Genomic DNA, 11,809 nt, shown 5'->3' with positions numbered 1-11,809 from the left:
GGTCACATTCCGAACCCGGAAGCTAAGCCCTACCGCGCCGATGGTACTGCAGGGGGGACCCTGTGGGAGAGTAGGACGCCGCCGAACAATTCTTGTAGAGAAAGCCCCGTGCCCTTCGGCACGGGGCTTTCTGCGTTTAAGGGCTTTGGGGTCGCGCCCCTTCCCCTTTCTTTCTGTCCCCTTCCTCAGAGGCGCCCCGCTGCCTTCAAGGCGAGGTAGGTGTCCGCCACGGCCGGTGCCAGGCCGTCCGGGGTCGCTTCGACGACTGTGACGCCGTGGCGGCGGAGTTGTCCCGCGGTGCGGTCGCGTTCGGTCTGGGCCTGGGCTGCCGCCGCTGCCTCGTACACGGCGTCGGTGTTTCCGCGGGCGTTGGACATCCGTGCCAGGTGTGGGTCGGCGACCGAGGCGAGCAGGACCGTGTGGCGCTGGGTGAGTTGGGCCAGCACGGGGAGCAGGCCCTCCTCGGTGGGGGCCGCGTCGAGCGTCGTGAAAAGGACGATCAGGGAGCGCCGAGGGGCTGTGCGCAGGGCCGTGGCCGTGAGGCTTCGGGCATCGGTTTCGACGAGCTCCGGTTCGAGGGTGGCCATGGCGTTGACCAGGGAAGGGAGGACGTCGCCTGCCGAGCGGCCCTGTACGAGGGCGCGGAGGCGGCGGTCGTGGGCGAGGAGGTCGACGCGGTCGCCGGCCCGGGAGGCGAGGGCCGCGAGAAGCAGGGCCGCGTCCATGGAGGCGTCCAGGCGGGGGACGTCGCCGACCCGGCCCGCGGAGGTGCGGCCGGTGTCGAGGACCAGCAGGATGTGCCGGTCGCGTTCGGGACGCCAGGTGCGTACCGCCACGGCGGACTGGCGGGCTGTGGCACGCCAGTCGATGGAGCGGGTGTCGTCGCCGGGAACGTATGCGCGCAGGCTGTCGAACTCCGTGCCTTCGCCGCGGGTGAGGACGCTGGTGCGGCCGTCCAGTTCGCGCAGGCGGGCCAGTTTGGAGGGCAGGTGTTTGCGGCTGGTGAACGGCGGCAGCACACGAACCGTCCAGGGGACGTCGTGGGTGCCCTGGCGGGCGAAGAGGCCGAGCGGGCCGTAGGACCGGACGGTGACGCGGTCGGCACGGCGGTCGCCGCGGCGGGTCGGGCGCAGCCGGGTGGTGACGCGTCGGCGTTCACCTGCGGGGACCGTGAGGCGGTGCCGGGAGGCTGCCACCTCGGTGCCGGGCTGCCAGCTGCTGGGGGGCCAGGCGTCACGGATACGGGCCCGGAGCGGGCGGCGGGACGTGTTGGTGACCGTCAGGGTGATGTCGGCGCTGTCGCCCAGGCGTACGGAGGTGTCGCCGGAGCGGCTGAGGCCGAGCCGGCGCACGGGGGCGGCCAGGGCGAAGTCGCAGGCACAGGCCACCGCCAGGGGGGCGTTGACGGCGAGCAGGCCCGTCCAGCCCGGTTCCCAGAGGCCGACGGGGAGAGAGCCGAGTGCCGCCAGGAGAGCGGCGCGTCCGGTGAGGGCCATCAGCGGGGGACGGGGACGTGGGCGAGGATCGCGTTGATGACCGAGTCGGTCGTGACGCCTTCCATCTCGGCCTCCGGGCGGAGCTGCACACGGTGGCGGAGGGTGGGGAGGGCGAGGGCCTTGACGTCGTCGGGGATGACGTAGTCGCGTCCGGTCAGCCAGGCCCAGGCGCGGGCGGTGGACAGGAGGGCGGTGGCTCCTCGGGGGGAGACGCCGAGGGCGAGGGACGGTGACTCGCGCGTGGCGCGGCAGATGTCGACGACGTAGGCGGTGATCTCGGGGGACACCGTCGTCTTCGCCACCGCGGCGCGGGCGGTCTCCAGATCGGCGGCGGTGGCGACGGGGCGTACGCCGGCGGCGTGCAGGTCGTGGGGGTTGAAGCCCTCGGTGTGTCGGGTGAGGACGTCGATCTCGTCCTGGCGTGAGGGCAGCGGGATCGTGAGTTTGAGGAGGAAGCGGTCGAGCTGGGCTTCGGGGAGGGGGTAGGTGCCCTCGTACTCCACGGGGTTCTGGGTGGCGGCGACCAGGAAGGGGTCGGGCAGGGGGCGGGGGGTGCCGTCGACGGTGACCTGGCGCTCCTCCATGGCCTCCAGGAGGGATGCCTGGGTCTTCGGGGGCGTGCGGTTGATCTCGTCCGCGAGGAGGAGATTGGTGAAGACCGGTCCGGGCTGGAAGGAGAACTCGGAGGTGCGGGCGTCGTAGACCAGGGAGCCGGTGACGTCGCTCGGCATCAGGTCGGGGGTGAACTGGACGCGCTTGGTGTCGAGGTCGAGGGCAGCGGCGAGAGTGCGGACGAGCAGGGTCTTGGCGACACCGGGGACGCCTTCGAGGAGGACGTGTCCGCGGCACAGCAGGGCGACGGCGAGGCCGGTGACAGCGGGGTCCTGGCCGACCACGGCTTTGGCGATCTCGGCGCGCAGGGCTTCCAGGGAGGCACGGGCGGCGGCCGGATCCCCGGTGTGCGCGGCGTTGTCAGTGGTCGGGTCCATCATGGACGGCGTACCTCTCTTTCGAGGGCGTCGAGTCGGTCGGCGAGGGTGATGAGGGCTGCGTCGTCGCCGGGTGGCGGTCCGAACAGGAGATTGTGCAGGCCCTGTCCGTCGCCGTGGAGGCGGGTGGACAGGGAGGGAAGCAGGGTCTCGGGCGTGTGCGCCTGGGACACGGGGATGCCTACGAGGGGGGCGAGGCGCGTGCGGGTGGTGGAGCGGAGAGCGGTGGCCGCGCGGTCGCGGGCGTTCGCCTTGCGGTAGAGGCGGGCGCGGCCTTCGACGGTTTCGGAGGCGCGGATCGCGACGGGAAGTCTTTCGGGCACGAGCGGACCGAGCCGGCGTGCCCGCCACAGGGCGGCCAGGGCCGCCGCGACGAAGAGCTGCGCGGTGCCCCAGAGCCAGCCGGAGGGGAGCAGGTCGAAGAAACCGCGTTGGCCTTCTTCGGAGGCGGCGGAGGCGTCGGCGAGTGAGGGGAGGTACCAGACGAGATGCGGGCGGGAGCCGAGGAGCTGGAGAGCGAGCGAGGCGTTGCCGTGCTCGGCGAGGCGGTCGTTGAGAAGGATGTCGGGGGCGCCGAGGAGGACCGTGTCTCCGCCCCCGGTGGCCGCCGGGATGCGCAGCAGGGTGGCCAGGCGCTCGCTGGGGTAGCACTCGTCGGCGTCGAGATGAGCGGTGGTGTAGCGCAGACCGCCCATGTCGGCGGAGCCCGCGCGGACGGCGGCGGGCAGGTCGCAGACCGGGTCGAGGGTCGAGCCGAAGCTGGTGGCCGGGTCGGCGATGACGCCCGGGGCGAGCCGGTCGACGGACGTGCTGCCGGCGGAGACCAGGACGGTACGGCCGCCGGATTCGGCGAAATCGGAGTGCAGCCGCGACTGCTGGCGGTGCGTCAGGAGGTCGGGGACGGCGACCAGGAGGGTCGTGTCGGGTTTCGCGGCGGCGGACGCCTCCTCCAGGGTGGTGACCACGCGCGTGTCCACGCCGCGGTCGGCGAGGAGTTCGGCGACCGCGCGGCTGCCGTGGGGGTCGGCGGAGCGCGGGTCGAGTTCGCCGTGGCGGGCGTCGGAGCGGACCACGGCGATGACGACGGCCGCCACGGCCAGCAGCGTGAGTGCGAGGACGACGCCCCGCGCGCGGGTCCACACCTGGCGGGCGGTGGGCGAGGCCGAGGTGGAGGGGAGCGGGACCTCGGTCGTCATCCGGCGGCTCCCTGACGGGCGTTGTCGTCCGTGTCGCTGTCGCTGTGGTTCTGGTTGCCGGCGTAGGTGCTCGCGAGCCGGGGTCTGGTCCGTTCCAGGTCGCGGTCGAGTTCGGTGAGCTGCCGGTACGACTCCTCCGTCGCGGTGCGGCCGCCGTATGTCACGTCGTCGAAGCCCCGGGCCGCGGTGTGCAGCCGGCCGGTGTGGGCGGGCAGGGCGCGGCCGGCCTCCGCGGCGGCCTCGTCTGCGGTGCGGCCGGGGTGGAGGTCGAGCAGGGCGCGTTCCTCCAGGGCGCGGACGAGGGCGCGCATGCGTTCCTGGACGGCCTGGTTCCAGTGGCCCTGGGCGGCGTGTGCCTCGGCGGCCGCGCGGTGTTCGGCGGCGCTGCGGGGGCGGTCGTCGAACAGGACGGGCGCGGAGGCCGGCCGGCGGCGCGGGGTGCCCAGGCGCCACCACAGGGCGCCCAGGACGGCGAGCACGGCGAGCACGATGACGATCAGCCCGAGCGTGCCGCCGGGCGCGGCGGTGGAGGCGGCGTCGAACAGTTTGCCGACCCATTCCCAGAAGGCGTCCAGGGCCCGCTGGAACCAGCTGGGGTCGTTCTCGTGGTACATCTGCTTGGACAGTTCGCGCCGGGCCGCCTCCCGCGCGGGGTCGCGCGGGAGGGTGACGGGCGGCTCGCCGTCACCGCGCGGCAGCGCCCGGACGGCGCCGCCGGCGGCTTCGGGCAGCGTCGGTGCCGATGTGAGCACGGTGAGCACTCCCCCCGCGGTGTGCACCCTGTCAGCTCCCCGGGACGGCGCCGGGCCCGTAGCCCTGGACGCCGGCGGCGCGGCCCAGTTCGAGGTCGAGGGCCTCGCGGCGGATGCGCTGGTCGATGTAGAGGAGCACGGTGACACCGGCCGTGATCGGGTACGTGATCATGGCGCCGATGACCGCGCCGATTCCGGTGATGATGAGGAACGTCCAGCCGATGTCGCCGCCGGCGCTGTTGAGGAAGCCGGTGACGCCGTCGCCGGTGAAGGCCGCGGCGATGAAGGTGAAGGGGATGATGATGATCGACGCGACGACGTTCGCGATGATCGTCGCGAGCAGCTGGATGCCGAAGATCCGCCACCAGGAGCCGCGCACCAGTTTCGCGGACCGGCTCAGCGCCTTGAAGACGCCCTGCTTCTCCAGCATCAGCGTGGGCGAGGCCAGCGAGTAGCGGATCATCAGCCACAGGGCGACGAGGCCGGCGCCGACGATGCCCAGGACGGTGAGCGCCACCGAGCCTCCACCGCCGACCGTGGCGGCCATGACGAGGCCGGGTACCGCGCCCACCGTGATGACGAGCACGGTGATGAGCAGCAGCAGGCAGATCAGGCCGAACAGCCTCAGGATCTGGGGGCGGGCGTCGCGCCAGGCCTCGGCGGCGGTGACCGACGTGCCGAGCACGGCGCGGCTGGTGACGGTGGTGAGCAGGGCTGTGGCGGCGACGGTGCCGATCAGGGTGACCACGAAGATCACCCCGCTGTTGAGCAGGGAGTCACCCATGGCGGCGGTCAGCTCGTCGAGGGTCGCGCTCGGATCGCTGAGGGCCGCGACGCTGGAGCTGTCCAGGAAGAACCCCTGGACGAGGACGGCGACGACCTCGGTGAGGACGGCGACGGTCAGCGCGATGCCGAGGACGGTGCGCCAGTGGGTGCGCATGGTGGAGACCGCGCCGTCGAGGATCTCGCCCACGCCGAGCGGGCGGAGCGGGATCACACCGGGCTTGGCCGCGGGCGGGGGGCCGCCCCAGCCTCCTCCCCAGGAGCCGGGACCGCCGTAGCCGCCCGGGCCTGCGTACCCGCCGCCGTGGCCACCGGGTCCGTGGTGGCCGGGCCCGGCCGGAGGCGGGGCGCCCCAGCCCGGCGGGGGCGGGGGCGCCTGGCCGGGGTCCGGGGCGCCGGGCCGGTCGGTGGGCGCGGACCACTGGCTCGGCGGCTGCTCCTTCGACCAGCCCGGACCCTGCGGGGCGGGCTGCTCGGGGTTCGGGCGGTCTGCGGGCTCGGCAGGTCCGGACGTCCCCGGCCCTTGCCCTTCCGACGGGGCGGATCCGGGCGAAGCCCAGCCCGGAGTGTCGTTCATCGTCGCTCCTTCACGGTGCCCGTCCGCGGTCGCGGCGGCAGGTTCGCTGCCATCGTGCCATGGGGTGGTCGGCGACGGACCGGCCGAGGTGAGGGCTGTGCCTTCAAAAGTCCCCGTCCCAGGGGGCAGACTGGCGGCATGGCTGATCAGTACGCACACAGCGGCGACCACAAGCGGCCGACCGAGATCCCGGTGATCCGCTGGGAGGAGCCACCGGAAGGACCCGTTCTGGTGCTCCTCGACCAGACCAGACTGCCGGCCGAGGAGGCCGAGCTCGTCTGCACGGACGCCCCCGCGCTCGTGGAGGCGATCGGCTCGCTCGCCGTGCGCGGTGCGCCACTGCTGGGCATCGCGGGGGCGTACGGCGTCGCCCTCGCCGCCGTACGGGGCTTCGACGTGGACGACGCCGCGGCCGCGCTGGAGGGCGCCCGGCCCACCGCGGTGAACCTCGGGGTGGGGGTGCGCCGGGCCCTGGACGCCCACCGGGACGTCCTCGCCCGCGGCGGTGATCTCCGGGAGGCGGCCGGGGCGGCGCTGGCCGCGGCACGGCAACTGCACCGCGAGGACGCCGAGGCCAGCGCCCGGATGGCCGGGCACGGGCTGGCGCTGCTGGACGAGCTGATGCCCGGCGGCGGGCACCGGATCCTCACCCACTGCAACACCGGTTCGCTGGTGTCGGGCGGGGAGGGCACGGCGTTCGCGGTGGCGCTGGCGGCGCACCGGACGGGCCGGCTCAGGCGGCTGTGGGTGGACGAAACGCGTCCGTTGCTGCAAGGTGCTCGCCTGACGGCATACGAGGCGGCCCGCAGCGGCATGGCGTACACGCTGCTCACCGACAGTGCGGCGGGATCGCTGTTCGCGGCGGGCGAGGTGGACGCGGTACTGATAGGGGCGGACCGCATCGCGGCCGACGGCTCGGTGGCGAACAAGGTGGGGAGCTATCCGCTCGCGGTGCTCGCGCGGTACCACCACGTGCCGTTCATAGTGGTGGCACCGGTGACGACGGTCGATCCCCGGACACCGGACGGGGCGTCCATCGAGGTCGAGCAGCGCCCCGGACATGAAGTGACCGAGGTCACGGCACCACAGGTGCCGGTGGCCGGAACCGAAGCGGGAGGCGGGATTCTTGTGGCACCCCTGGGGACCCAGGCGTACAACCCGGCGTTCGACGTGACACCACCGGAGCTGGTCACGGCGATCGTCACGGAGGAAGGTGCCGTCTCACCCGTGACGGCAGAGGCCCTGGCCGAGCTGTGTGCCAGGTCACGCCAGGTCACGAATAGCTAATGGGATGATGTCGTTTATGAAGGGACGAGTCCTTGTCGTCGACGACGACACCGCACTGGCCGAGATGCTCGGCATTGTGCTGCGTGGTGAAGGTTTTGAGCCGTCTTTCGTAGCCGACGGCGACAAGGCGCTGGCCGCTTTCCGTGAGGCCAAGCCCGATCTGGTGCTGCTGGATCTGATGCTGCCCGGCCGGGACGGCATCGAGGTGTGCCGCCTGATCAGGGCGGAGTCCGGGGTGCCGATCGTGATGCTCACGGCGAAGAGCGACACCGTCGATGTCGTGGTGGGCCTGGAGTCCGGCGCCGACGACTACATCGTCAAGCCGTTCAAGCCGAAGGAGCTGGTCGCCCGGATCCGGGCGCGGCTGCGCAGGTCGGAGGAGCCCGCGCCGGAACAGCTCGCCATCGGTGACCTGGTCATCGACGTGGCCGGGCACTCCGTGAAGCGGGAGGGGCAGTCGATCGCGCTGACCCCGCTGGAGTTCGACCTGCTGGTCGCGCTGGCCCGCAAGCCGTGGCAGGTGTTCACGCGTGAGGTGCTCCTAGAGCAGGTCTGGGGGTACCGCCACGCGGCCGACACCCGGCTGGTGAACGTCCACGTCCAGCGGCTGCGCTCCAAGGTCGAGAAGGACCCGGAGAAGCCGGAGATCGTGGTGACCGTCCGTGGCGTCGGCTACAAGGCAGGACCGAGCTGACATGTCCGGTGACAGTGCCGCTTCGGGCTCCGGCCGGTCCGGGGACCGACCGGAGCGGCCTGTCGGCCGGACGTCCGAGGGCCGCACCTCACGGCGTTCCCGCTGGGGGCGCCTCCTGGAGGGCGGGCTGCTCCGGGGCGGGGTCCAGGGCAGCCCGGTCATCCGCCTGTTCGTGCGCTGGGTGCGCCGGCCGCTGCTGCCCGTCATGCGGCTGTGGCGGCGCAACATCCAGCTCAAGGTCGTCGTCACCACGCTGCTGATGTCGCTGGGCGTGGTCCTGCTCCTGGGCTTCGTCGTCATCGGCCAGGTGCGCAACGGCCTGCTGGACGCCAAGGTGAAGGCGTCCCAGAGCCAGGCCACCGGCGGGTTCGCGGTGGCCAAGCAGCAGGCCGACGAGGCCGCGAGCGGCACCGGCGAGGACCCGTCCGCGGTGGACGGCCGGTCCTCGCAGAGCGTCATCCAGTGGATGAGCGACCTCGTGGAGTCGCTCTCCAGCGGCGGCCAGGGCGCCTTCGACGTGGTCACCCTGCCCATGGGCGACGAGAGCGGCGGCGGGCGCGGTCCGCGTGCCTCGGGGCACGTCGACCCGGCCCAGAGCGTGCCCGGCGACCTGCGGGAACGGATCGACACCAGCACCGGGGCCGCGCAGCGCTACACGCGGGTCGTCTACAGCAACGGCGCGGACTCCCAGCCCGGTCTGGTCATCGGCAAGCAGGTCAACGACCCCAACGGTGAGCCGTACCAGCTGTACTACCTCTTCCCGCTGACGCAGGAGGAGAAGTCGCTGAGCCTGGTCAAGGGCACGCTGGCGACCGCCGGTCTGTTCGTCGTCGTCCTCCTCGGGGCGATCGCCTGGCTCGTGGTGCGGCAGGTCGTGACGCCGGTGCGGATGGCGGCCGGGATCGCCGAGCGGCTGTCCGCCGGGCGGCTCCAGGAACGGATGAAGGTCACGGGCGAGGACGACATCGCGCGGCTCGGCGAGGCCTTCAACAAGATGGCGCAGAACCTCCAGCTGAAGATCAACCAGCTCGAGGACCTGTCACGGATGCAGCGCCGGTTCGTGTCGGACGTGTCCCACGAGCTGCGGACACCGCTGACGACCGTACGGATGGCGGCGGACGTCATCCATGAGGCCCGTGAGGACTTCGATCCGGTGACCGCGCGGTCGGCCGAGCTGCTCGCCGACCAGATCGACCGGTTCGAGTCGCTGCTCTCGGATCTGCTCGAGATCAGCCGCTTCGACGCGGGCGCGGCGGCCCTGGAGGCGGAGCCGGTCGACCTGCGGATCGTCGTACGGCGCGTGGTCGGAGGGGCCGAGCCGCTCGCCGAGCGCAAGGGCACGCGGATCAAGGTGGTCGGCGACCAGCAGCCCGTCGTCGCCGAGGCGGACACCCGGCGGGTGGAGCGCGTCCTGCGCAACCTCGTCGTCAACGCCGTGGAGCACGGCGACGGCAGGGACGTCGTCGTCAAGCTCGCCGCGGCGGGCGGGGCGGTCGCGATCGCCGTGCGGGACTACGGCGTCGGGCTCAAGCCCGGTGAGGCGACCCGGGTCTTCAGCCGCTTCTGGCGGGCGGACCCGGCACGCGCGCGGACCACCGGCGGTACCGGGCTGGGGCTGTCCATCGCGCTGGAGGACGCGCGGCTGCACGGCGGCTGGCTCCAGGCCTGGGGCGAGCCGGGCGGCGGCTCGCAGTTCCGGCTGACGTTGCCCCGGACGGCGGACGAGCCGCTGAGGGGCTCCCCGATACCGCTGGAGCCCAGGGACTCGCGCCACAACCGCGGACTCGACGCCGCCGGTCTGCCGCACGACGGCGGGGACGGTGAGAAGCGGGCCACCCTGCCCGCGCCGCCCGCGGACACCGAGGGCTTTTCCCGCGCGTCCCGTGATCCGCTCGCCCCGCTGTCGGCCGCCGTGACACCCACGGCCGACCCGACGGCACTGCCCGGCAACGGCGCGCGTGTGGTGTCGCGGCCGGCAGCGGGCGCGCCGCGCCAGGGTGAGCCGGCGGGACCGGCCACGGGAGACGCGGAGCCTGCCGACGCGGGTGCCGCTGCGGATGGCGGTGGCGGTGACGTGGACGAACTGGACGGCCTGGACGATGTGGAAGGCCTGGAGGGGCTCGACGGCCTCGGGGACAGGCAGGGGGAGGCTTCACGTGGGCGGTGAGCGCGCGGGGCGCGGCCGAAGGACGCCGGCACGGATGATCGCGTACGCCACCAGCGGTGCCGTACTGCTGGCAGGGTGCGCCTCGATGCCCGACAGCGGGGATCTGCGGGGCGTGGAGTCCACGCCCCGGCAGGACGCGCAGGTGCGGGTGTTCGCGATGCCGCCGAGTGAGGACGCGTCGCCCGCACAGATCGTGCAGGGTTTCCTGGAGGCGCTGACCAGTGACGATTCGGACTACAGGACCGCGCGCCAGTATCTGACCGCCGAGGCCGCTCGGGCCTGGAAGCCCGAGCTGTCCACCACGGTGCTGGCGGACGGGCCGGGTGCGCAGGCCGACCGGCCGGGCCGGGAGGACACCGGCGCGGTCTCCTTCACGCTGACCGGCGAGAGGGTCGCCACCGTGGACGCGCAGCAGGCGTACGCGTCCGCCACCGGGCCGTACGACATGCCCGTGCATCTCACGCGGGACGCGAAGAGCGGGCAGTGGCGCATCGACGGGGTCCCGCAGGGCGTCGTCATGGGAAAGTCGGACTTCCAGCGCAACTACATGTCCGTCAGCAAGTACTACTTCGCCTCGAACACCGCGGGGGCCGCCGCGGACGGACCGCCGATGGCGGTCGCCGACCCGGTGTACGTCCGCAGCCATGTGGAGCCCACCACCCAGATGGTGCGTTCGCTCCTGGGCGGGCCCACGGCCTGGCTCGGCCCGGTCGTCAGGTCGAGCTTCCCCGCGGGCGCGGCACTGCACGAGGACGCGGGGCCGCTGGCGGCGGACGACCGCGGCAAGCTGACCGTGCCGCTCAACGACAAGGCGGCCGGCGCCGGTGCCGAGCGGTGCAAGGAGATGGCCGCCCAGCTGCTGTTCACGCTGCGCAATCTCAGCCCCGCCGTGGACGAGGTCGAGCTGCGGGCCGAGGGGAAGCAGCTGTGCTCGCTGACCCGGGAGGCGACCGGGACCGTGGCCGACCGGGGCTCGCTGAACAGCCCCGACTACCTGTACTTCATCGACGAGGACCACCGGTTGGTGCGGATCCCCGCCGGCAGCAACGCCACCCAGCCGGACCCGGTGCCCGGCGCGCTCGGCGAGGGCGAGACCTCGCTGCGGTCGGTGGCCGTCTCGCGGGACGAACGCACGGCGGCCGGGGTCGCGCTCGACGGGGAGTCGCTGTACGTCGGCTCGATCGTGCCGGGCGGTTCGCTCGGGGAGCCCGTGCTGAGCAGCCGGGGCGAGTCCGAGGACGACCGGCTGACCGCGCCCAGCTGGGACGCGCAGGGCGGCCTGTGGGTGGCCGACCGCGACCCCGCCGATCCGCGGCTGTTCCTGCTCGAGGAGGGTGGGGGCGAGCCGCTGGAGGTGCGCACTCCGGGCCTGGACGGGCGCATCCAGGCGGTCCGGGTGGCCGCCGACGGGGTCAGGATCGCGCTCGTCGTGGCCAAGGGCGACCGGCGCTCCCTGATGATCGGACGGATCGAGCGGAGCGGGACGGACGGGCAGGAGGGGCCGGCCGGACCGGCCGAGAAGACAGGCGCGCGGCCCGCCGTCACTGTGCTGCAACTGAGGGCCGCGACGCCCGAGTTGGAGAAGGTCACCGCCATGTCGTGGACCGGCGGCAGCCGGCTCGTCGTGGTCGGGCGTGAGGAAGGCGGGGTGGAGCAGATGCGGTACGTCGAGGTCGACGGCTCCGTACCGGAGGTTCCGCAGCCCGCAGCCCTGACGGGAGTCGAGGCGGTCACCGCGTCCGCCGACGAGGAGGTGCCGCTGGTGGCCCACTCGGTGGACGGGATCGTCCGGCTGCAGCCGGGGGCCCAGTGGCAGAAGGTGACGGAGGGGACCGCGCCGGTCTATCCGGGATGAGTGCCCGCCGGAC

Annotated in this window: 9 protein-coding genes and 1 rRNA gene; 5 read left to right on the top strand and 5 right to left on the bottom strand. The window is 73.1% G+C overall.

All coding sequences use genetic code 11. The features are described from left to right. A 5S ribosomal RNA gene (gene rrf / locus ACFWVE_RS29640) occupies window positions 1-87 on the top strand; the annotation flags it as partial. Between the two features lie 98 nt (window positions 88-185). Here rrf and ACFWVE_RS29635 read toward each other — a convergent pair. The 5 genes from ACFWVE_RS29635 to ACFWVE_RS29615 are packed head-to-tail and all read right to left on the bottom strand — an operon-like array spanning window position 186 to window position 5,793. After that, entirely contained in the window at window positions 186-1,496 is a 1,311-nt protein-coding gene (locus ACFWVE_RS29635; RefSeq protein WP_384020496.1) for a DUF58 domain-containing protein, read from the bottom strand. Continuing rightward, a complete protein-coding gene (locus tag ACFWVE_RS29630; protein ID WP_384020493.1) occupies window positions 1,496-2,485 on the bottom strand; it encodes an AAA family ATPase in 990 nt (329 codons plus the stop codon). The genes ACFWVE_RS29635 and ACFWVE_RS29630 overlap by 1 nt, the downstream gene beginning before the upstream one ends. Further along, on the bottom strand, window positions 2,485-3,681 hold the full coding sequence (locus ACFWVE_RS29625; RefSeq protein ID WP_384020490.1) for a DUF4350 domain-containing protein: 1,197 nt from the start codon (window positions 3,679-3,681) through the stop codon (window positions 2,485-2,487). The genes ACFWVE_RS29630 and ACFWVE_RS29625 overlap by 1 nt, the downstream gene beginning before the upstream one ends. Further along, on the bottom strand, window positions 3,678-4,433 hold the full coding sequence (locus tag ACFWVE_RS29620) for a DUF4129 domain-containing protein (RefSeq protein WP_384020488.1): 756 nt from the start codon (window positions 4,431-4,433) through the stop codon (window positions 3,678-3,680). The genes ACFWVE_RS29625 and ACFWVE_RS29620 overlap by 4 nt, the downstream gene beginning before the upstream one ends. Before the next feature lie 31 nt (window positions 4,434-4,464). Continuing rightward, window positions 4,465-5,793 carry a glycerophosphoryl diester phosphodiesterase membrane domain-containing protein gene (locus ACFWVE_RS29615; protein WP_384020485.1) on the bottom strand — a complete coding sequence of 443 codons (1,329 nt, stop codon included), beginning with the start codon at window positions 5,791-5,793 and terminating at the stop codon, window positions 4,465-4,467. Window positions 5,794-5,931: 138 nt separating this feature from the next. Between ACFWVE_RS29615 and mtnA the strand changes: the two genes are divergently transcribed. Genes mtnA through ACFWVE_RS29595 form a run of 4 tightly spaced genes read left to right on the top strand, consistent with a single transcriptional unit; the run spans window position 5,932 to window position 11,796 of the window. Beyond that, window positions 5,932-7,080 (top strand): S-methyl-5-thioribose-1-phosphate isomerase, encoded by a 1,149-nt coding sequence (gene mtnA, locus ACFWVE_RS29610; protein ID WP_384020482.1) that lies wholly within the window; start codon window positions 5,932-5,934, stop codon window positions 7,078-7,080. 4 nt (window positions 7,081-7,084) lie between these two features. Then, the gene (gene mtrA, locus ACFWVE_RS29605; protein ID WP_193478414.1) at window positions 7,085-7,774 is read left to right on the top strand and encodes a two-component system response regulator MtrA; all 690 of its coding nucleotides are present in this window, start codon (window positions 7,085-7,087) and stop codon (window positions 7,772-7,774) included. Window position 7,775: 1 nt separating this feature from the next. Continuing rightward, window positions 7,776-9,941 (top strand): MtrAB system histidine kinase MtrB, encoded by a 2,166-nt coding sequence (gene mtrB / locus ACFWVE_RS29600; RefSeq protein WP_384020478.1) that lies wholly within the window; start codon window positions 7,776-7,778, stop codon window positions 9,939-9,941. Further along, on the top strand, window positions 9,931-11,796 hold the full coding sequence (locus ACFWVE_RS29595) for an LpqB family beta-propeller domain-containing protein (protein ID WP_384020475.1): 1,866 nt from the start codon (window positions 9,931-9,933) through the stop codon (window positions 11,794-11,796). Before mtrB ends, ACFWVE_RS29595 begins: the two co-directional genes overlap by 11 nt. The last annotated feature ends 13 nt before the right edge of the window (window positions 11,797-11,809 follow it).

It is taken from the genome of Streptomyces sp. NPDC058632 (genome assembly GCF_042717095.1).
Taxonomy (GTDB): domain Bacteria; phylum Actinomycetota; class Actinomycetes; order Streptomycetales; family Streptomycetaceae; genus Streptomyces.
Note: the sequence above shows the minus strand (reverse complement) of the source record. Positions and strands in the feature narration are given on the sequence as shown.